Below are 20,543 nucleotides of genomic sequence, written 5' to 3'. Positions count from 1 at the left end.
TCAAGCCCCCTCGAAGGTCACGTTGCCGGTCGAGTAGCGCGCCCAGAGGACGTGGTAGCTCAGGTTGCCGCCCGAGTAGAAGCCGAACCGACCGGTCGTGAGCGCGCTCGCGTCCACATACGTCCCGGTCCAGCCGAGGGGTTCGTTCTGCCCCTGGTCGGCCAACGCCTTCGTGCGGTCGTAGGGCCAGACCTTGTACCGGAATGTGCTTCCTTCGATGTCGGTCTTGAGGATCATGGTGCCCGAATAGCTCTTGCCCGACTGGTTGAGGGGAAAAGTGATGGTGCCCCCGACCGACTGCAAGATGCCGTCTGCGGTCGCCAGCGCGCGGGCGACGTAGCCGTTGCGGTCAGGCAGGTTGGCGCCCGCGAGCTTGGCACGGTGGGCCAGGCCGGGCCCGCGCGCGTAGTCGCTGGCCTCGATCACCACCAGGCCCTGGCTTTTCGGGGCGTCGGGCAGGTTCATGGGGCCGTACACGAAGCGTCCCGTGGAGTAGTCCACCAGGGTCATCGCCACCAGGCCGGTGCCCGGGCGGTTCACGATGCCGGTGGTGCGGGCGAACACGCGCGCGCCCGCGTTGGCGTTGGCGGCGTCCGCGAAGTTCCAGAGGCGCTCGAACTTCTGGTTCGGGCCAGGCACGCTGAGGTCCTCCCCGAGCGGGGGGGTCAGCAGGTCCAGCGTCCAGGTGTAGACGCCCTCCACGGTGCTGACCTGGACGGTGAGGTCGTCGTAGACCTTGAGGAACACCTCGCCCGCGAACTCGAAACTCTCGCCCACGATCAGGAAGGGGCGGTCTTTGTTGTGGATGGTCGAGCCGGGGAAGCCTGCGGGCGCGGGAATCGGGATGGCCGTGAGATTGGGGGCGGTGGCGCTGGCCGGAATGTCCACGTAGAACTGGCGCCCCGCCGGGATCAACCCGGTCATCCGCGCGGTGTCGCCGGGACCGCACACCCGGTTGTCGAGGTCGATGACGGCCAGGCGGTCGCGGTCCCACATTTCCAGCGGGGAGGAGGGCAGCAGGTCCGTCCGGGTGCCGGTCAGGGGCGTGCGGCTGGTCACCCGGCCCTTGGTGCCCCCGGTGCCGCGCGGCTCCGAGGAGGCCGTGGCGCCCGTCGCGGCGGCGTCGGCGGCCAGTTCCGGCGAGGAGTCCTGGGGGATGATGGACACCCGGGCGTGCTGGCCGTTGGGCAGCCGCACCAGCAGCTTGCCCCCGATGACTTCGATGTTGCTCATGCTGCCCCCTTACTGGTACCGCGCGAGGTTGAGCTGGTAATCGCGCGAGACGATCCCGGCCGCCTGGGCGGTGGAGGAAAAGCCGCGCTGGACCAGCAGGCGGTGAGCGGTCACGGCGCCCTGGTTGTTGGCGCCCGACGCGCCGACCCACAGCGGCGCGTTGTTGCTCCGCATGGCCGTCATGCCGCCCACCTCACCCGTCCGGGTGAACGCCCCGTTGACGTACATGTGCAGCTTGGTGGCGTTGCCCGGCGTGCCGTAGACGACGTGGACCCCGAGTTGCACGAGCTGGCCGATCTCCAGCCCCAGGTTGCCGCTGAAGCCGGAGTCCACGCGCGCCCCGTTCTGATCCCAGATGCGGAAAAACCCGGGGCTGGTGGCGCTGCTGGCCTTGTGGTGGAGGTACAGGGCAAAGCTGTTGCGAACGTCCGTAGTGAGGTCGTCTCCGGCAGACCCTAGCAGCGGCACCGAGAGGCCCGTGGCGCCGATTCTGGCCCACGCGATCAGCAGAAAGTGGGTCGTAGCGATTTGGGGCGTGATGCTCCCGTTTCCCGTGGCGGCGAGGTAATTGGTGACGGTGTTGCCGCTGGGCCGTTGGAACTTCCACCCCCGGTTCTCGTAGACCATGCCGTTCGCGGTGTCGTTGCCCCAGAACATGCCGTCCCAGTTGGGGTCCTCGCGCGGCACCGCGCCCGTCTGGAGCGAGAGGTTGTGCGTGCGCGTGGGGCTGGGGCCGCCGATCCAGCCGATCCGCTGCGCCGGGAAAGAGTCCAGGTTGGGCGCGTCCAGCAGCAGCACCATCCCCGGCGCGTCCAGCGGGTCGAGCAGCAGGGTCTCGAACGAATCGTCCAGGATCAGGTCGTCCAGTTGAAACAGCGTCATCAGCTCATACCTCTTTCCTGCGCGGCGGCAGCGACGTGGGCGGCGAGGCGCGCAAGCCCGGCCGCGTTGAGGGTGAGGCCGTCCGCCTCCAGATAGGCGGGGTCGGGAGTGCCGTCGGTGCGCCAGCTCCCGTCGGCGTTGCGGCACAGGGCCGCCCGGGCGTCCACATACCCCGGTCCCGCGACCGAGGCGATCCCCGCGTTGACCTGCGTGATCTCCTCCAGTCCGGCGCCGTAGGTCTCGGTGCTGGTGTTGTAGAGGCCCAGAACCAGAAACCGCTCGTGCCGTCCGCTGAGGCTGACCAGGATGGTCCGGACGTTCTGCGCGACCATGCGGCCGTCGAGCACCCGGCGGTCCCCGGTGCCGGTGAGGTCGCTGCGCCCGACGGCGAGGATGGTGTTCCGGGGCCGGTGGGGGTTGTCAGGGACCCAGGCGTGGGCAAGGTTGAGTTCCAGCGCCGCACCTGCGTCGGGCACGAAGCCGTAGTAGGCCGCGCGGTTGACGTTCAGCCCCGTCTGGCCGCTGCTGCCGCGCCGGAGCGTTCCCCGCACGCCGCCCAGCCGTCCGGTCTGGGTCTGCGGCATGGCGCTGTAGAGCGGACTGCGGTCGCTGTCGAGCAGGGTGAGGGTGTAGACGCCGCTGGAGAGACCGGTGGCCTTGAAGGTGGCGGCGCGGTCCAGCGCGCCCCACCTCGCGGCCACGTCGGCGGAGGTCTGCCCGGCGATGCCCAGGTTGACCACTCCGGCCAGGGGCAGGGCCGGGGCGAGCTGGGAGGCGAGGGTGCCGCCCCAGACCGCGTAGCCGGTGACGCCCGGGCCGAGCTTGCGGATGTGAAAGACGCCCGAGGGGTCGATCCAGGCGATCTTCTTGCCGTTCTTGCTGGTCCAGCCCTGCACGATGCCCGAGGAGGCGGGCGCGGGCTTGACGGTCAGGCTGGGCAATTCCAGGCGGCTGGCCTCCAGCTCGGTGGCCTGGACCCGTCCGGTGAGCAGCGAGGGGATGCTCAGTGCGCCGGAAAGGATCAGGTCCTTGATGCGGGCGACGGTGATGTGGGTGTGGCCGAGGTCGTCCACCCAGAGGGGGAGCTTGAAGTTGCGGCTGCGCAGGCCCCAGACCAGCCGCCGGACGGCCGTGGCGGCCGGGGTGGCGTTCTGGAGGGTGCGGACCTTCAGGCCCTGGAGACCGGCGGCACTGATCTGAAGGTCGAGCTTGAGGGCGTTGATCCTGCCGCGTTCTGCCGCCAGTTCCACGGTGGAGGCGTCATAGCGCTCGATGATGGTCTCGCTCGCCGCCAGGGCCTCGACGAGGGACGCCTTCTGCTCCGGCGTGGTGAGCACCGGGCGGTTATCGCTCCCCAGATCGGCCAGATCCCACAGGCCGCTGCCTGCCGGGAACTCGTGCGGCCTGCCCCGGAACTCGATGGGCTCCCCCTGCGCCACCGGCTGCCCGGCGGCCACCGGAAACTCCGGGTAGATTCGCACCGTGACGTAGGGCGGTTCGGCCTCCCCGTTTTTCGCTCCCAGCAGGGAGACGTCGCCGCCCGCCAGCGAGACGATCTTGCCCAGTCGGGGGTTGTTGGGGTCGAGAATGCTGATCTTGAAGGCGCTACTGGCCCCGGCGATCATGGCGGGCAGCCGGTAGGGGCGGTCGTACTCGATCTCGCCGGTCCCGCCGTTCGCCCCCTCGGGGAGCAACACGCGGAAGGCCGGGTCCAGTTTCAACAGGCTCATTCCAGCGGCCTCCGTAGTTTGTCGTACCAGCGCAGGTCCACGACCCGGCACACGATGGGCGCGGGGACCACGCACTGCCCGCGTAGAGGCTCACGGCCGCCGAGGGTAGCGCCCGCGATCTTGAGGTAGCGGTCGCCCCGCCAGATCTCGTCGGCATGCCGCAGCTGGCGTTTGACCTTGAAGTAGAGGGTCTGCAATGCCTCGGGGCTGGTGGCGTGCAGGTGCCCGGTCGCGGTGTAGGCGTAGACGGTGGGCAGGTTGTCACCCGTGTGCGCCACGATCCGGGAGTCGGCCGCACGCGCCCCGCCGACCGGAGGTGACTCCAGGTCAAACGGGGCGTCGTAGTCCCGCAGGTCGTCTCCCAGCCAGGGTTTGGTCTCACCCGCCAGCAGGCCTGCCTGACGGAAATGAATGCGGACCAGGCTCACCAGGCCTCACCTTCCTGCGCGACCTTCAGCTTCTTCTCCGCCGGGGTCAGGCTGCGGGTCTGCCGCGCCCCGATCTGCACGACCGTGTGGTAGCTGTCCGCCGTCCGCTCCCGCCGCAGCTCACTCACGAACTGGTCGTTCAGGCTGCCGTCCGGAAAGCGCAGACCCGTCACCTTCGCCGGGGCGATCAGCCGCCCCGGCACCTTGCCCTGGAAGGTCGGGGGCGAGTAGGTCGGCGCGTCCCATCCGGCGGGCAGGTTGTCCTCCGGAATGGTGTCCCGCAGGGTGTCGATCAGCATCCTGGGCAGGCCCACCGACAGCGTGGCGCGGCCGGACGGGTCGTAGCGCGCCAGGTACAGCGGGTCGGTCGTGACGGTGCTCGCCGGGTTCTTCTTCGCCACCAGCCGCCGGGCACGCAACTCGATCCACACCTGCAGCAGGTAGTGGTACTGGCCCCCGTTGCGGCTCAGGTAAACCTCGGTGGTCAGGTCCTCGGGCACCGCGAGCCGGAACTCCCGCACGTCGTTGACCAGGTCCCCGGTCAGCGGGCGGGTGCCGGTGGTGAGCGGCTCGACCGCGGTCTCGAACGGGCCGTCCGGGGTGGCGCTCAGCCAGTCGCGGAAATACGCGGTGGCCTGCGTGGCCCTCGCCGTGTCCTCGATCACCGTGTAGCGCGCGGGGGGCGGATAGGCCAGGTCGTTGTTCCCGGTCCCGAAGGTGTAGGCCTGGAAGGGGAACGACAGACGCCGCAGCGCCCGCACCGCGTTCTCGGCGAACCGGCTGGACGCGCTCTGCCGCACCAGGGCGCTCAGCGGCAGGCTGATCACGCTGGTGACCCAGACCGCCACCGGGGCCGGAGGCGGATCGTTCCCGCTGTACTCGGCGGCCTGGTCCGGCAGGTCCTGGGTCAGGTTCCAGTACCGGAAGCCGAAGGGCTGCGCCTCCATCGCCGCCAGGTCCGCGGCGGTGTAGGTGAACTGCTCGTCCGGCGCCCCTCCCAGCGGCCCCCGGGTCATGCGGATGAAGTTGACGGTGGGTCCCTGCTCCACGTCCGGCAGGATCAGGTTGTCCGTCCCCGCCGCCGCCATCACCCGGGGCGTGATGCTGGTGGGGCGCGCTCTCTCCTCGGTCAGGGCCGCCCAGCGCTCGCCGGGGTCGGCCAGCGCCTCGGTGACGTACTCCTGGCGCTCGTACCCGCTGCCCTGGAGGTCCAGGACCTCGGCGGCCGGGATGGCGACCGGGAGGCCGAACAGCGGGCGCCCCAGCACCCGCACGCCGTCGGGCCGCACCCCCCAGCCCCCGTCCGGGAAGGGTTCGAGGAGGCGCGCGTGATGGGCCTCGACCGTTTCCCCCTTCTTGGGAGGCAGCAGGACGACGCCGTGCACGCTCAGGCCGTTCTGGACCCAGGGGCCGACGGCCGTGTACCGGCCCGCGACGCCCCGGGCGTCCACGTCGCCCAGCCCGGTGAGCGGCAGGGTGTACCGGCCGCCCTCGGGGGAGCGCGCGCCCCGGATGAGGCCCGCCGCGCCGATGAAGTCGGGCTTGAGGTCGGTGTTGGGCTGTTCCCAGACCACCACCACCCGGGTATCGGGCGGCCAGCCGGGATCGGTGTGCAGGCCCAGTTCGCCGTAGCGGCACTCGTGGAGGGGGCCGTGGGTAAACGCCCAGGTCTCGGCCAGCGGGCCGGGGTTCTCGGGCGTCCAGACATGCTCGGCGACGTAGGCCGTCTCGGTGACGGCCCGGTAGACATAGACCACCCAGGCCTCGCGGGCCGGGTGGTGGCTGCCGATGAGGGTCAGGGGCCTCACCTCCTTTCAAAGTGGAATTTCCGAGGCGGCTGGCCCGCTGGGGGTCAGCCACGGCAAAGCCCCTGCGGCGAGGCAGGGGCTTGTGGGAGTTGGAGATTGCTGGGCTAGAACACGGCGCGTGTGGGGCTGCTGGTGCCCCCGCTCAGGCGCTCGGCGGCGATCAGGATCATTCCGGCAGCCTGGGCGTTGATGCCCGCCGCTTCGCGCTGGAGGCGGGCGGCCTCCATCTGAAGGTTGGCTGCCTGGATTTCGAGATCCGCACGATCCGCCAGCCGGGTGATGCTGACCGTGAGGGCAGCCCAGTCGGGCTGGACCGCCTCGCGGGTGATCGTGACGGTGCTGCCACCAGAAGTTCCGCTGCTTCCCCCTTGCAGCTGCTTGCGGAGTGCGGCCTTCTTGACCGGGTCCGTCTCGTGCTCGTACTGGTACCAGAGTTCGTCCTGCTGTCGGTTGCTGGCGGGGTCGCTGGTGCCGGTTCCCGAGGAGGTGTCTTTCCCGCTGCCGAAACCGGGCAGGCTTGGGGCTACCGACACAATGGGTGACATCGCTGCGCCAGCGTTCGCCCGGATGCGCTCGATGATGGCGGGGATGTCGTTGTAACGCTGTTCCTGGATCGCCTTGGTCAGCTCGGCGAGGTCGGCGGCCACCGCCCCCTCCTTCAGGGCCGCGTCCACCATCGTCTTGAGGATCAGTTGCCCGACTTGCTGGTCAAACGTCTTGCTCCAATTCTGCGCCCAGCTCGTCATGTCGCCCTTCAGGAAGGCGTCGGACATGCTGGACTGAAAGATGTTGCTGAGGCCGGAACCGAGGTTGGCGAAGATGGTCTGAAGCTCGGCCATCAGCTTGGCGCTCTCGGTCTTCATGACCTGCGGGGCGCTGCCGGTCAGGCCCCACCAGACGCGCTTCCAGAAGCCCGCGTTCGCCAGCTTCTCGCGGTTGGCCGCGTCTTGCTCGAGTGCTTTGGCCCAGGGGCTATTGAAGCCCCCGGCGTCGATGCTCAGCGCTTTTTTCTGGGCTTCCGCCACCTCCAGCAGGTTGGTCTTCCAGGCCCTGAACCCAGGGGACAGGTTCAGAATCGCGTCGCCCAGCTGGCCTACCAGGTTGATGCCGGTCGCCACCAGCCCCAGCGTGCCGCCCACGGCGCCCAGCTTGTCGAAGAGACTGCCACCGTTGAAGGCGCTGCGGAGGTCTTTTAGGTTCGCCTGGAACTTGCCGAACAGGTCTATCCCCTGCCCAGCAAACTTCAGGAACACCCCCCAGCCCGCTCCAGCCGATTCCAGCGCGCCGCCCAGCTGGTCCAGGCCGCCGATAAACGCCTGAAGTTGCTGCTGCTCCAGCGCGATCCGGTCCAGCACCCCCTGGCGGGTGATCGCCGTCAGGTCGGCCTGTAGCTGGGCCTCCGCATCGCGGTACTCGTCGCCTCCCTCCTCCATCTTGGCGACCCGGGCCGCGAACTCCTCGCGGGCCGCCGCCTCGGCCAGGCGCTGACGCTCCTCGAGGTAGGCCCGCTCGCCCACCAGGCCCAGGGAACGGCGGTGATCGAGATCGGCCACCGCCTCCTGCTGGCGCCGCTGGCGGGCCTGCGCCTCCAGGCGATCCGTCAGCGCCTGCTGGTCGGTCATGCCCTGACGGGTGATCTGCCCGAGCTTGACCTGCAAGGCCAGTTCCGCCGCCACATAGGCGGGTTCACCCGCTTGCAGGGTCCGGACCCGGACGTTGAACTCGTCCCGGGCCGCCTGCACCTGCTGCTGGTGGCGGGCGTCGATGTAGGCCCGCTCACCGATCAGCCCGGTGCTGCGGCGGTATTCGAGATCGGCCTGCTCGCTCTCGCGGATCACCTGGCGCGTCTCGTCCTGGATTCTCCACGTGAGCTGCTGGGTGGCCTGCATGCCGTCCGCGACGATGTTGCCCAGGTTGATCTGATGCTGGGCCTCCGCCAGCTCCAAGGCCTTGCCGGTCTTGCCCTGAATGTCCAGTCGGTAGCGGGCGTTTTCCTGCTCGACCAGCAGGACGTGGCGCTGGTCGATGTAGGCCTGCTCGCCGATGCCGCCGCTGGCTTTCAATCGGTCGAGCTGGGAGAGTTTGACCTGCCCCAGCACGCTGACCAGCTCGCGGGCCGCCTCGACCTCACCGTTCAGGTAACCGATGGCCTTCTCGGCCATGTCCTTCAGGGCCGGGTCGGTGGCGGCGTCCCGGATGCGCTCCAGCTCGGGGAGGAGCCGGTCGCTCAAGGTGGCGCTGTAGCCCTCGGCCCGGCTGTCGAGCGCCTCGAACTGATCGAGCACCGCCCCTAGGTCCGCGTACCCGGCGTCGGTGCTCTTCAGCTCCAGCGCGCGGGTCATGGCCCCCTGCACCTGTGCCCGCCAGCTGTCCCAGGCCGCGTCGTCGCCCATGCCGTCGAGCAACCGCTGGAGCATGTCGGTGCCCAGTCCGGCGAGCGCCTCGGTGTCCAGCTGCCCGAGACCCTGCATGAACGCCCCCTGGCTCGCCTCGGAGAAGTCGAACCAGAAGGCCTCGGCGAAGCCCTGCCCGTCCGTCCCCAGGAGGAAGCGCGCGACGTTCCCCGCTCCCCCCTGGAAGAGGGACCCGATCTGATCGTTCTGCCCCTGCTGGGCGGTGGCCTCCGCACCCCCCTGGGTGAAGCTGGACTCGGCCGCCGCCACCGTGTCGCCCACGCCCTTGAAGGCGGCGAGCCAGGCGGCCGCGTCGTTCAGGTTGGTCTTGCTGGCGGCGAGGTTGAGCCGTTCCATCGCGGCGGCCAGCTTGCTCACGGCCTCCCCGCTGATCGGGCCTTCCCCCGCGGCGGCCATCAGCTCGTCGAGGGTGGTAGTGAGCAGCATCAGGCCATCGGTGGTGCTCCCAGCCTCAACCAGGCTGTCGGCGAGTTCGATAGCACTGTCAGCAGCCGCATCCTGCCGGGCGATGAAGTCTTCCTGCTCGCGGTCCAGATCGGCCAGGGCCAGGCGCTGGGTCTCGGCCGCCCGGCCCGCGTCGAGCGCCGCCTGCACGCTCTGACGGGCCACGGCGAGGTAGCTGTTGCCCGCGACACCAGCCGCTCCAGCGGAGACGGCCAGCTGATCGAAGGCCGTCGCCGCCGCTTCCTGCGCCTCCTCATCGAAGCTTCCAGCCTTGACCTTGTCGCGGATCGAGTCGGCCAGCTGGCTGTACTGGCTGCGCAACTCGCGGACCTTCTCGGTCTGGGTATCCAGAGCTGCGTTGACCTGGTTGCCAGCGTCGCGGTCGGCCGCATCGTAGGCCTGCTGGCGGGCGGCCCCGGCCTGCCCCAGCAGGCGGGCTTTCATGGGGTCGTCGGGCCTGTTCGCGTACTCGTTGTCGAGGTCGCGTGCCCGGTCGGCATAAATCGCGTCGGCCACCGCGCGCCGGGCCAGGCGGACCTGCTCGGCGTAGTAGCGCTGGAGCCGCACCTGCTCGGTCACGTTGCCCTTGGCGTTCAGGAGATCCTGATCGCGCAGGGCCTCGATCTCGCTCTGGGCGAGCCGCGCGTCCTCGATATTGGCCTGACGGGCGGCCTCCGCCCCTTCAGCCAAGCGCTGATTGACGATCTTCTCGCGTGCCAGCCGCCTCTGGCGGGCACCTTCCTCCTCCTGTTCCACCGCCTTCTGGGCGCTCCGGACGGCGCTCAAGCGGGCCTGGCGGGCCGTTTCGAGGTCGCGCAGGAAATCGGCATCGGCGGCCGCCTCCAGCGCCCCCTGGTTGGGCTTACCAGCAGCGTTGGCGTAGGCCTGTTTCTTCTCGGCGAGCAGGATGGCCTGCTGGCGGTTGAACTGCGCCTGGCTGAACTCGCGGGTCAAGTCCAGCTGGCGCTGGGCATTGCCCTGGGCACGGGCGATCTGCCCATCCTCGATGCTTTTCAGACGGTCGGCCGTGGCCTGGGCGGCCTTGGTCCTCAGGCCTGCCAGCTCGGCGGCCAGCTGCCTTTCCTCCTGCACGCGTGTGCGACCGGCCAGGCGGGCAGCCGAGGCCTGCTCGCGCTGGGCGGTCTGGTTGTTGGTCCTCTCCTCGGTGCGGGCAGCGTCCCGCAGCCGCTTGACCTCGGCGTTGACCTCGCTGGCGGTCAGCGCCTTGGCCTGCTCGCTGGTGCGCCAGGCTTCGGCCTCGTCCTCCTTGCCTTTTTTGATCGAGGCGTTCAGCGCGTAGGTGGCCCGCAGGATGGCCGGTCCCGTGCGCCGGACGATCTGCTCGCGCTGGGCAGCGGTCAGACCCTCCTGGGCGAGTTCCTCGGCCTGAGAGGCTTTGAGGCTCGCCAGGGCACGCTTGAAGTCGTCCTCTTTTCCTTTCTGGACCCCCTGACTGATGGTGCGCAGCGCGGAGGCCCGCGCCTGCTCGCGGCGGGTGGACTCGTCCGCGAGCTGGGCTTCCGTCTTCGCCGTGCCCTGAAGCACGGCCAGCACGCCTTGAGCCGCCTCTCCCTGGGCGTTGTAGGCCGCGATGCGGTTGGCGGCCCGGCGTCGCCAGTCGACGTTCGTGCTGGTCTCCAGACCTTTTTCCAGCCGGATGACCTCTTCGGCCCCCTTGCGAAACTTCGCCATGTCGGCGTCACTGACGCTGACTGGACCCTTGCGGGGCTTGGTCGCGTCTTCCAGCATCTGCCGGGCACGGTTGACGTTCGCCATCGCGTCGAGGCGGTCCTGTGTGTTTTTCGTGCTCTGGGCGGCCTTGTCCTGCTGGGCGATGTAAGCTCGCAGCCCGTTGATATAGGCGGGGAGGCCGGTCTTCCCGGCGTATTCGAACTGGGTCGAGAGTGCGCCCAGCACGTCTTTCGCTCCACCGGTGCCCTTTTTCAGCCCGTCGATGACCCCCTGCGCGGCCTTCATGCTGGCCGCGTAGTCTTGCCAGCCCTTGGTGCCCTTCTGCTGCATCGACCGGGCCGTCTGTTCAGCCTCGTCCCGGATCTGGGCGATCTGTTTGATGGCTGCGGGCGCGGTGATCAGCTTGAGATCGACCCGCGCGAGGATGTCGTCGATCCTGGCCTGTACGCTTTTGCGGACATCCTCGGGGGATGGGGTAGCGGCAGGCGTGGGAGCGGGGGAGGTGGGTCTCGCGGCACTGGCCGGAGCGCCGCCGACAAAGGGGATGGTGCGGGGGTCGATGGGCGTGCTGCTGCCCGCGGCGTACCCCATCAGATGCAAATGGGGGGCACTTCCCGCCGTCGTGCCCGTATTCCCCACCGTGCCGATGCGCTGGCCCTTGAGGATCAGCGCCTTGCCGCCGCCCGCTCGGAGGGCCTTGAGAACCTCGGCGTCGAACTGGTCCAGGTGAATACCGACCAGCTTGTTCCCGGCCGCGTCGAGCAGCTCGAACACCTTGCCGTTCTTGGTGTCCTCGCGGACGCTCAAGGCCCCGGCGAAGGGGCTGAGGATGGCCGTGCCGCGCGGAGCACCGAGGTCGATCCCGTTGTGCACCGCATCGGCGCGCACAGCGCCGTCGTGGTGATAATCCTTCCCGCTGACCCCGAATTCGTTGAGGATTTCCCGCCCCGCCAGGCCCAGGGCACCCACCAGGCCAGACACCGCTCCGTCGAGGGCGCGCGTCTGCCCGGGCGACAGCGGCCCGGCCCCGGTGAGGGTGTTTTCCGGAATGCGGTTGAGCGTGACGGATGGACCCGTGACCAGGGGGTTGCTGGACTGCGCATCCTTCCAGCGGGCGTCCGCCTCGTAAGCCATCTTCAGGTACTTCTCGTAGTTGTTGGCGACCTCCTTGAACTGAGCCAGGATCGCCCAGGGCGTCCGCTGCTGTTCCAGAATGCCGCCCTTGATCAGGGCCTGCTGCAGCTGGTCGACGTTCAGCAGCTGCCCGGCCTGAGCACCCAGCCCCAGGGGGATGGTGACGGGAGCAGTAAGCAGCTTGAGCACCTGCGTCGTGCCGTCGTCGCCCGCCTCCAGCCGCACCTTCACGAGGATCTCGCCCAGGTTCTTGATGTCGGTCAGCTTGGTGAAGAACTCACCCAGGCGCGTCACCGCCGGAGAGAGGACCTGATCGAGGAAATCTGCCAGCGGACCCGCGAAGCTCTTGGCGAGGGCCAGCCCGGTGTCCTCGAAGGCGGTCTTCAGCCGTTTCTGCGCGGGTTCGACACCCTGGCTCATCGTGTTGGCGTACTCGGTGGCGTATTCCTCGCTGTCCTTGATGGTCTGGCCGTGCGTGCGCCATTCGCCAGTCAGGTTGATGACGGCCGCCGCTGCTCGGGTGTCCATCAGCCCCGCCACGGTGCGCAGGGCCTCGCCGTTTCCTTCCAGCTCACCGGTGTTCTTGTTCACCGTGATGCCCATGCCGCGCATCTTTTCGCCCAGGTCGGCCATGACGTCGCCCGCCGGACGCGCCTTGCCAGAGGCGTCGTCGATCTCGACGCCGAGTTCCCTCAGGATGCCCTGCCCCTTCTCGGTCACGTCGCTCAGGCTGGACAGCGCCGTGCGCAGCGCGTCGGCGCCCACGTCGGCCGCGCGCATCCCCTTGAGGTCCAGCTCGACCAGCATGCCCAGCAGGTCGTTCATCTCGATGCCTGCCTGCAGGCCCGTGCCGCCCACCTTGCCGAAGCCCAGGCTCAGGTCGTTCGCGGTCCCGGCGGCCAGATTGCCCGCCTTGGCGAACATGTCGGCCACCCGCGCGGACTCGCTGACTTCCAGCCCGTACTGGCGGGTGTTCATCAGCAGCTGGGCGCTGGTGTCGTTCAGGTTGGTGTTCTCGGCGGCCGCGAGCTTGGAACTGGCCGCGAGCACGGTCAGCGAATCGCCCGCGCTGAGGTTGGCCTTCACCAGCTCAGCGGCTGAGGCCGTGAGGGTCGCCAGGCTCAGGCTTTTGCCCACGGTGCCCAGATCCTCTTTCAGCGCCTTGACCTGGGTCTGGAAGCCCTCCAGGTCCTGCACGCCGCTCGCCTGGAGCGTGTTCAGGCCCCGCTCCAGAATCTTGGTCTGCTCCAGACCGACCTTCCCGAGAGAAACGAAGCCCACGCCGACCGCACCCAGCCCGACGGCGAGGCCAGCGCCAGCCGCGCTCATGAACCCGGCAGCCGTGGCGGCCGTGTTACTCGCCCCCGCAAATTGCAGGGCGTTGTTCTTCGCCAGCGCGAAGTTGCTGGCGACCAACCCCAGGTTCTGTGCCGCTGCACCCACACCGGACGCCGCGGCCAGCTGGGTGAACAGGCCGCTCTGCTGAATCCCGTTCACGACGCCGTGGCTCAGGCTGCCGGGGGTGATGCGTCCGGTGGCCTGGTCCTGGGTGCGCTGAGAGGCGGCGGCCACGCCCATCAGGCGCCGGTAGGCGTCGGACTGCTTGTCGAGGGCGCTGGCCGCCTCCAGCGCGCGGCGCTGAACGTCCCGCTGCATCTGCACTAGGTCAGGGCCGACCAGCTTGCCGATCTGCCACACCGCCCGCAGGCTCTTTTGCTCGTTGTCCAGCTCGCGGATGGTGGCGCGGAGTTCCTGCTGCGCGAGCTTCTCGGCCTGTGAGGAGAGGCGCGCGTTGAGGGCCGCCGTCGCTGCCCGGTCGCGGAGCCTTTGAACCCCTTCCTGGTGTGCCCGGCGCTCGCTCTGCTCCTGCTCGCGCAGTTGCTGCTTCCACCACTGCTGGTAGCTGTTGTCGTCAGCCTTTTTCTGGGCGATGGCCGCGCGTTCCTCAGCCCGGCGCTGCTGGCGCGATTGCCGGGCCTGCTGGTCGACAGCGCGGTTGGCCTGCGCCTCCTGCTGGGCAGCGGCGACCACGGCGGCCGTCTGGTCCCGCAGTCCCCGCACCACGTCCCCTTGCTGCTGGAGCTTGGTCTGGACGCCCAGGATTCTCTCCAGGCTCTCCTCAAAGCGCTTGAGCCCGGGAATTCCAGTGACGTTGGGGCGCAAGTTATAGACCACGGTGCGCTTTGAGGACTGCGTCAAGAGCCACCTCCTCGGGGGCAAGAAAAAGCCGCCCCGAAGGGCGGTAGTGGAGTGTGGGTAATCAGATGTTATGGAAGAAAAGCAATCTCTTTGGCTTCGAGCACGGTGTCGTCCAGCAGGATGTAGCGCACACGAATATCGATCGCCTTACCGGATTCCCGCCGCAGTTCCGCGGTCGTTACCGAGGCCAGTTCGGCAAAAACGGCGTCCCGCTCGAAAGCACCTTGGCCGCGCGTTCCCCGAGAAAACTGGTCGGTGCGGACGCCGACGCTCTTGCTCCATAGAACTTGCTCCGGCTCGGTGTAATCGCGCGAGTACACCGCAATGACAGCGTTCCCCGCGGCAGCAACTTCTTGCCCCCCAGCGTCTTTCAAGGTGACAAAGAGGTCTACTCCATAATTGTCTGGTGTGGCCTGAGCCTGCACCTCAATTCCCACCGGGTCACCCTGTGGGGCAGGGAGGGCCGAAGTCAGGCCCCGAGGCAGCCCTGATCCCAGGAAGTACAGAGCGGCGATGATGCCCAATACAAGCAGCAAGATGCCGTTCTGGCGTCCCTTATGTGTCGGCGGTTTGCCCTGAGGCCGAGCACGCACCTCTGCTCGATACGCTTCTTCGGCTTCAATCCGGGCCTTTGTCTCGGGGTCCAGGCTCATGCCGCCAGCTTAAGCTCCTGTCCCTGTTGGGCATAACACATTTAAGTCATCTGCTTAGCATTGGCTTGACAAAGCCTTTTGCTTAGCCTATAGTAAGCACATGCCCGCCCTGGTCCTCTACCTCCGCCCTCAGGCCCAGCGGCCCGCCGTGATCGACGACCTGCTGGACATGGTGGCGGCGGGCCAGCAGGCAGCAGTGGACGCGGCCATCGTGATGCTGACCGACCTGCACGCCCACGGCGCGGGCAGCAGCTACGCCAAGAAGCTCAAGGCGCTGCCCATCTGGGAACTCAAGACCCACGCACGCGGCGGCATCAAGGGCGGAACCCGCGTGTACTTCTTCTTCCGCCCCACGGGTGAGATCGTGATCGCCAGCGCCGAGACCAAAGAAGGCGACGCGCCCGGCCCCGCCCTCAAGACCGCGCTCCAGGCCTGGAAGGCCGATTCCTGAAGGGGGAACCGTATGCCCAAGACCGCACAGCAATGGAAAGACACGCTCGGCCTGGACGAACTGCCGGATGCCGACTACCTGGCGCTGCTGAACGAGGCCGAGGGCCAGGAGGCTTCCGGCGGCACGCTCCCGCCGGACCGCTTCGTGGAGATGACCCCGGGCGAGATCGCGGCCGCCGTGGTCCTGGGCAGCGCCGGGGCCGCCTTCAAGGCCATCCGCACGGCCCAGGGGCTGACGGTCCGCAAGGCGGGGGAAGCCTGGGGGATGACCTCGGGCCGGGTCTCGCAGATCGAGGCCGAGGACGCCAACCTGTACATGAGCACGGTCGGGGACACTGCCCACCGCATGGGCTACCGCGCCAAGCTGCTGTTGGAGCCGCTCGACGGCGGCCCCGCGTACGTGGCCGAGCTGCCCCACAGCTGAACCGACTGCTGGAGACCCGACACCGCCTGGGGCGCCAGGCGGTGTCATTCTCGTTTCCGGTGCTCCAGGTCCCAGGCCTCCCGGTAGGCCGATCTTCCCTGCGCGAACGTCCAGACAGCCGCCTGCCACGCCAGCTCGTCGAGGTAGCACAGGGCCACCTGGAGGGCTGGGCTGCCGTACCCGCCGCCCATGCCCCCGCTGCTCATGGCATGCAGGGTCAGGGCGGCACGGAGTTCGCGCTCTAGAAGTTTCCCTGGAGGTCGTTCTCCTCAGCCGCCGCCAGCTGTTCAGGCGTGGCCTCCTCTGGCGGGGGCACTGGGGGGTCCCACGCTGGAGGCTCCCGGCCCCACTGCACGATCTCGCGCACCAGAACCGAGCGGTAGGCCCCCAGCACGCTACGCGCCGCCCCGTACTCCGGGGAGGTCAGGCCGACTGCTAGCACCGCGTCCTCGACCGCCTCCTCCAGCGCGACCGTGTGTGCCCGCCAGCGGGCGTCGTCCGGCAAGGAATCGTCGAACGGCTCGGGGTCATCCGCCTTGCGGGTGTTTCCCTCGGCGGCCGCCCGGGCCTGCTGCGCCTGGCTGTTGTACCAGTTCGCGTAGGCCAGGTACCCGTCCCGCCCCAGGGCGGCATAGAGCAGGTTGGAGCGAATGTCGCGGGCCGGGACCCGCGTGATCACGAAGCGTCCGGCTCCCGGTGTTCCGGGGCGCACCACCGTCACGTCCTGGGTGGCCGCGTCTAGGAGGAGCCAGACTTCCCGGCTGTTCTGCTGCTGGAGAAGTGCAAGCGTATCTGTCATGTCCCTGCCTGTCGTTGGTCAGCAGCCACCCGCACGGGGCTGCTGGTGATCGACCGCCACGCCCCGGGAGTCGCGGGTGGCGTGGCGGAAGGTGCGGGTGAGGGGTCAGGGTCAGGCGGCTTTGACGGTGATGCTGAACGGGCTGACGCCCGGCGTCTGCGTCCGCGCCCGGAACGTAGCCGTGGTCCGTACGCGGCCAGGGCTGACCGGAACCTCGCGGGCCGTCACCTGCACCGAGGCGGTCACCTCGATCAGGTTGGCGGGCGCCGCCTCGGTGCCGCCGCTGGCGAGCCGCCAGACGTAGCTGAGGAAGGCTTTGGTGCGGGACGCCTCCAGAATTGAGGGAATTGGGCGGCCCCAGGCCATGCCGAACTCCACGCCGATGGGCTGCTCGCTGGGCGCGAAGCCGTCCACGTACTCGCCCGTGGCTGGCAGCGGCTCGACCGGGTTGTAGAAGCGCGCAGTGCTGGCACCGTCCGGGCTGTAGGTCACGCCCGCGATCTTGACGCTGTGGTGCAGGCGCCCGAAGGCTCCGGTGTAGCTGGGGATGACGGCGGCCGCAGGCGTGAACCCCGCCTCGCCCTCCGGGTGCAGCACCGCCCGCCCGGCGTGGAAGTTCGCCGTGCCGGTCACCATCTCGGTGCGCTGCTCGGGCACGGTCAGGGTCAGCTCGTGCAACTGGCCGTCGGTGAACTGGACGTGGCCCGCGCCGGGCACGAACCACTGGCCGCTGATCGCGGGCAGCGGAAAGAAGTTGTCCCACTGGGTGCTGTCCACGGGCGTGATCACGCCCTGCGCGTCCGGCATCCCCATGTTGGCCTTCAGCATCATGACCAGGTCGGCGGCGCTGGCCTCGAAGTTCACGCTACGGCCCTGGTAGTCGGTCCCGGCGCGTTCGGCGGGCGCCTCGAAGGCCGTGCCGCGGAAGGCCTGGCTCATACGTTCCAGGTCGTCGGGAAGAAAGCCGCTGCCGCCGGTCAGGCGCAGGTAGTGGGTGGGGGGCAGGAAGGTCCCGGGCGAGGCCTGGAGGGCCAGTCCCAGGTGTCCGCGGCGGCCCTGGTTGCGGGACGCCGTGTTGGCGACGAAGGTCATGCGGTCTCCGTGGAGGCGGGCGCCTCAGGCGTGGGAGCGGGGGCAGGGGCGTCGGTGGCGTCCGGGATCTCGGGCAGGCGCTCGGGACCGGGGGTGGCGGTGGCGCGCTTGGTGGTGGGTTCGAACTGGCCGGACTTCTTGATCAGCCGGGCGTGCGCCGTGTCGCGGGCCTCGATCACGTCGCCGGGCTTCACGTCCGCGACGTGCTGACCGTCGATCACGACGTGACCGGCGGTGCCGCCCGTGTACTCGAAGCGGTCTCCGGTGGATTTCTTCTCGGTCATGGGGGGGAGCCTCCGGGGGTGAGGAATTCACGGGGGATCAGCAGGTCGACGTCGAGCGACCACTCCAGCTCCAGCGTCAGCACGAGCGGGCGTTCCAACTTGACGGGCCGGTCGTTGAGGAACCAGCGGGCGGGGACGGTCCCGAACTGCCGCAGACCAGGGATGGCCTGCGCCCGGGGGTCCTCGGTGAAGGTGGCGAGCGCGGTGGTCAGGCGGGCCTCGTCGGGGAGCGTCTCGCGCTGATCGACGTCGGCGGCGTAGTGCACGGCGATGTAGCCGGTGTAGGTGCGGGGCAGGACCAGGAAGGTCCCGTCCCAGCCCGCGCCGTCGAGTTCCCGGCTGTCCACCACCGCGAACTCGGAGCGGCCCGCCTCGATCTCGACGTCCTGCAGGGCGCGGGGAAGCAGCTCGGGCAGTGGCCCCAGTGCTTTGGCCCGCTTGTAGATCAGGCGCAGCAGCAGGGCAGCGTTCTGCGGCCAGAGGGCATCCGGCGCGGTCATGCGGTCAGACCTCCCAGAATGAAGTCGAGGTGATCACCCAGCGTGTCCAGGGCCTGCACGGCAGCGTCCCGGACCATGTGGCGGGCAGGGATCTTGACCTGGCGCGCACGAATCCAGGGGCCGGTGGCCTGCTCGCCGTCCCAGGGTTCGCGGATGCGGAAGGTCAGGTACTTGCCCTTCCTGGGGCGGATGGTGCCGCCCTCTTCCAGGAAGTTCATGCCGGGGCCGCTAACGGAGAGGCTGGCGCCCTGGGCATTCCAGGTCGCTTGCACGCTGTCCCGGGCCGCGCCGGAGCGCATGCGCAGGTAGCTGGTGACCGGGCCACCGCCCACGTACTCGCGCAGGCGCCTGCTGGCCTCGTCGGCCCAGGCGTGGTTGAGTCCGGTGGTCAGCTGTTCGGGAAGCGTCTGCACGTCCTGAATCAGGGCGCGCAGGTCGCCCTCGACCTCGAAGCTCATAGTTTCGGAAGCTGAGCCACAGCCGCCGCGAACTGCCGGGCGGCGTCCAGCTGGAGGTGGGCGGCTCTCAGCTGGTCGGCGGCCGCAGCCGCCAATCGATCGGCCAGCTGCTGGAGCCGCCGCAGATCAGGAGGATCAGGCTGGTTCATGGCGTTTCCTCGTCCCACCAGGGGTCATAGCTGCCGTCCGGCCTGGGAGTCGGGGTGGGCGCTGGTCCGGGGGTCGGATCGGGGCTGCCAGGCGGGGAGAGCGGGGGGCGGGGGGCACCCGCACCACTGCCCTGCCAGCTCAGCCCCACCGTGTCCCCCAGGGCGTCGCGCTGGACGGGCGGCACCACCTGGTAGCGGTCGCCACCCACCGTGGTGATCACCTCGCCCGGCTGGAGCTGCACGCCGGGCGGGAGGTGGCCGCGGTGGCTGTCGTTCGCGGTCGCCTGGAGGTCGTTCCCCCCGTTCACGCTGAGGGCCGGAGCACCCAGAGCCGAGATCCGCAGGCGGAAGCCCACGGTCCCGATGGTGGCGACCAGCGGGTAGGCCCGCTCGTCCACCAGGCGGCAGACAGCGAACGCAATCCCGGTGACCGGATGCGTGTCCGTCCAGTCGCCCACGTAGAGCCTGGCCTGCCCGTGGCGGGCAGATTCGCCGGTCTCCGGGCGCGGGCTGCCTGGAAGGATGTTCAGCACCCGCAGGCTCGCCGGAATGGGGTCGGTCGCCAGCCGCACCGCATTTCTTCCCGCGTTCTCGCTGTTCAGGTCCCGCAGACCGTATTGCACGAGGCCTGCCTGCGAGAACGTGCTGCTGGCCGTGTAGAGCAGGTCGGCCTTGCTCGCCAGCAGCGCCTGCGTCCGGGCGCGGATGCGGTCGACTTGCCCCGTCACGGCTCGCCGCCGTCTACGCCCCAGGCCATCAGGAGTGGAGTGGGGTTGGCTGAGCCCGGCGTGGCCATCGGTTCGGCAGCGGGGAGCGTGGCCACTCGCGCCGCCGCCTCAATCTTCTCCAGTCGGGCGATCCGGATCCGCAGGTCGCGAGCCTCTTCGACCTGTCCCTCAACGCGGAACTTTTCAGCGTCCCGCAGCAGCTCGGCGATCCAGGCTGCTGCCGCCAGGGAGAGAACGAATTGGAAGTGCTGCTCGGACGTTTTGTCCAGACCTGTCCGCTGGCTGGCCAGCCGGTCCCAAAGCTTGAGCCGCCGCTTGTAGACCTCCTCGCTCATCTTCAGGTCAGCGGCTGTCAGGGCGATCTCCGCTTCCAGGCGCTCGGAGATGGACAGCGGAGCAGGCGCGGTCACGGCTTACCCCTGCGCCGGGTACAGGCGCCGCAGGGTCTCCACCGTGGTGTCGCCGACTTCGGGCAGGGCCTTGAGTTTCTCGTCGGTGGCGGCCTGCACCAGCTTCACGGTGTAGTACCCGTGAGTCAGCAGACTCTTATGGGCGCGCGGCTGGAGTTCGGTGGTGGGCAGCAGCGGGCCGACCACCTCGCGGTACTGGGCCAGCGCCTGGACATCCTCTTCGACTGCCTGGGCCTTGCGGGTGGCCTCGCCCAGTTGCGTCGTCAGGCTGCCGACCTGCTCGCCCAGCGAGGTCACCTTGCGCTGCGCCTCGGTCAGCTCGCTGGTCCGGGTAGTGAGACTGCTGTTGGCCGTCTGAAGCTGGCCTTCCAGCTCGGTCACGCGCTCCCGCGCGGCCACCAACTGCTCGGCGGTCGCGTCGGCGGTGGCCTGGACCTCAGCGGCCTCCGGGTTGGTGCGGGCCTTGTACGCTGCCGCCGTCATCAGGAAGCCCTTGGTTTGCAGCTTCTCGACCACCTTGGCGTCGAGCTTCGAGGTGTCGAACGACTGGCCGACGTCGCGGTGCCAGGTGACGCCGTCGAAGTACGGCAGCGCCAGCACGAGAGTGAGGAGTTTCGTCATAGAGGTCCTCC

The 20,543-nt window shown here is 69.1% G+C and carries 19 protein-coding genes; 2 read left to right on the top strand and 17 right to left on the bottom strand.

Annotated features, from left to right (window positions below; all coding sequences use genetic code 11):
* From HNQ09_RS09475 to HNQ09_RS09445, 7 genes are all read right to left on the bottom strand, one after another.
* Positions 1 to 1,233 (bottom strand): hypothetical protein, encoded by a 1,233-nt coding sequence (locus tag HNQ09_RS09475; protein ID WP_184028359.1) that lies wholly within the window; start codon positions 1,231 to 1,233, stop codon positions 1 to 3.
* 9 nt (positions 1,234 to 1,242) lie between these two features.
* On the bottom strand, positions 1,243 to 2,115 hold the full coding sequence (locus HNQ09_RS09470) for a hypothetical protein (RefSeq protein ID WP_184028356.1): 873 nt from the start codon (positions 2,113 to 2,115) through the stop codon (positions 1,243 to 1,245).
* Positions 2,115 to 3,845: a hypothetical protein gene (locus tag HNQ09_RS09465; protein WP_184028354.1), complete on the bottom strand. Its 1,731-nt coding sequence runs from the start codon at positions 3,843 to 3,845 to the stop codon at positions 2,115 to 2,117. The genes HNQ09_RS09470 and HNQ09_RS09465 overlap by 1 nt, the downstream gene beginning before the upstream one ends.
* The gene (locus HNQ09_RS09460; RefSeq protein WP_184028351.1) at positions 3,842 to 4,273 is read right to left on the bottom strand and encodes a hypothetical protein; all 432 of its coding nucleotides are present in this window, start codon (positions 4,271 to 4,273) and stop codon (positions 3,842 to 3,844) included. The genes HNQ09_RS09465 and HNQ09_RS09460 overlap by 4 nt, the downstream gene beginning before the upstream one ends.
* On the bottom strand, positions 4,270 to 6,081 hold the full coding sequence (locus HNQ09_RS09455) for a hypothetical protein (RefSeq protein WP_184028348.1): 1,812 nt from the start codon (positions 6,079 to 6,081) through the stop codon (positions 4,270 to 4,272). The genes HNQ09_RS09460 and HNQ09_RS09455 overlap by 4 nt, the downstream gene beginning before the upstream one ends.
* Before the next feature lie 104 nt (positions 6,082 to 6,185).
* Positions 6,186 to 13,964: a phage tail tape measure protein gene (locus tag HNQ09_RS09450; RefSeq protein ID WP_184028345.1), complete on the bottom strand. Its 7,779-nt coding sequence runs from the start codon at positions 13,962 to 13,964 to the stop codon at positions 6,186 to 6,188.
* A 68-nt stretch (positions 13,965 to 14,032) separates the two neighbouring features.
* A complete protein-coding gene (locus HNQ09_RS09445; protein WP_184028341.1) occupies positions 14,033 to 14,617 on the bottom strand; it encodes a hypothetical protein in 585 nt (194 codons plus the stop codon).
* Between the two features lie 100 nt (positions 14,618 to 14,717).
* Between HNQ09_RS09445 and HNQ09_RS09440 the strand changes: the two genes are divergently transcribed.
* Entirely contained in the window at positions 14,718 to 15,068 is a 351-nt protein-coding gene (locus HNQ09_RS09440; RefSeq protein ID WP_184028338.1) for a type II toxin-antitoxin system RelE/ParE family toxin, read from the top strand.
* Positions 15,069 to 15,080: 12 nt separating this feature from the next.
* Positions 15,081 to 15,491 carry a hypothetical protein gene (locus HNQ09_RS09435; RefSeq protein ID WP_184028335.1) on the top strand — a complete coding sequence of 137 codons (411 nt, stop codon included), beginning with the start codon at positions 15,081 to 15,083 and terminating at the stop codon, positions 15,489 to 15,491.
* A 44-nt stretch (positions 15,492 to 15,535) separates the two neighbouring features.
* Here HNQ09_RS09435 and HNQ09_RS09430 read toward each other — a convergent pair whose 3' ends face one another.
* The 10 genes from HNQ09_RS09430 to HNQ09_RS09385 all read right to left on the bottom strand — a co-directional run bounded on the left by HNQ09_RS09430 (position 15,536) and on the right by HNQ09_RS09385 (position 20,532).
* Positions 15,536 to 15,697 (bottom strand): hypothetical protein, encoded by a 162-nt coding sequence (locus HNQ09_RS09430; RefSeq protein ID WP_184028333.1) that lies wholly within the window; start codon positions 15,695 to 15,697, stop codon positions 15,536 to 15,538.
* Positions 15,698 to 15,732: 35 nt separating this feature from the next.
* Positions 15,733 to 16,290: a hypothetical protein gene (locus HNQ09_RS09425; RefSeq protein ID WP_184028329.1), complete on the bottom strand. Its 558-nt coding sequence runs from the start codon at positions 16,288 to 16,290 to the stop codon at positions 15,733 to 15,735.
* A 111-nt stretch (positions 16,291 to 16,401) separates the two neighbouring features.
* A complete protein-coding gene (locus HNQ09_RS09420) occupies positions 16,402 to 17,382 on the bottom strand; it encodes a hypothetical protein (RefSeq protein ID WP_184028326.1) in 981 nt (326 codons plus the stop codon).
* A complete protein-coding gene (locus HNQ09_RS09415) occupies positions 17,379 to 17,666 on the bottom strand; it encodes a hypothetical protein (RefSeq protein WP_184028323.1) in 288 nt (95 codons plus the stop codon). Before HNQ09_RS09415 ends, HNQ09_RS09420 begins: the two co-directional genes overlap by 4 nt.
* Complete coding sequence (locus tag HNQ09_RS09410) at positions 17,663 to 18,166, bottom strand: hypothetical protein (RefSeq protein ID WP_184028320.1); 504 nt, start codon at positions 18,164 to 18,166, stop codon at positions 17,663 to 17,665. Before HNQ09_RS09410 ends, HNQ09_RS09415 begins: the two co-directional genes overlap by 4 nt.
* Positions 18,163 to 18,624, bottom strand: coding sequence for a hypothetical protein (locus tag HNQ09_RS09405; protein WP_184028317.1), 462 nt, complete (start codon positions 18,622 to 18,624; stop codon positions 18,163 to 18,165). The genes HNQ09_RS09410 and HNQ09_RS09405 overlap by 4 nt, the downstream gene beginning before the upstream one ends.
* Positions 18,621 to 18,773: a hypothetical protein gene (locus HNQ09_RS09400; RefSeq protein WP_184028315.1), complete on the bottom strand. Its 153-nt coding sequence runs from the start codon at positions 18,771 to 18,773 to the stop codon at positions 18,621 to 18,623. The genes HNQ09_RS09405 and HNQ09_RS09400 overlap by 4 nt, the downstream gene beginning before the upstream one ends.
* Positions 18,770 to 19,501, bottom strand: coding sequence for a hypothetical protein (locus HNQ09_RS09395; protein ID WP_184028312.1), 732 nt, complete (start codon positions 19,499 to 19,501; stop codon positions 18,770 to 18,772). Before HNQ09_RS09395 ends, HNQ09_RS09400 begins: the two co-directional genes overlap by 4 nt.
* Entirely contained in the window at positions 19,498 to 19,911 is a 414-nt protein-coding gene (locus tag HNQ09_RS09390; protein ID WP_184028309.1) for a hypothetical protein, read from the bottom strand. The genes HNQ09_RS09395 and HNQ09_RS09390 overlap by 4 nt, the downstream gene beginning before the upstream one ends.
* Before the next feature lie 3 nt (positions 19,912 to 19,914).
* Positions 19,915 to 20,532 carry a hypothetical protein gene (locus HNQ09_RS09385; protein WP_184028307.1) on the bottom strand — a complete coding sequence of 206 codons (618 nt, stop codon included), beginning with the start codon at positions 20,530 to 20,532 and terminating at the stop codon, positions 19,915 to 19,917.
* Positions 20,533 to 20,543 lie beyond the last annotated feature (11 nt).

The sequence above is a fragment of the Deinococcus budaensis genome (genome assembly GCF_014201885.1).
Lineage (GTDB): Bacteria > Deinococcota > Deinococci > Deinococcales > Deinococcaceae > Deinococcus > Deinococcus budaensis.
The sequence above is the reverse complement of the archived record's forward strand: the minus strand, read 5'-3'. Positions and strand labels throughout refer to the sequence as shown.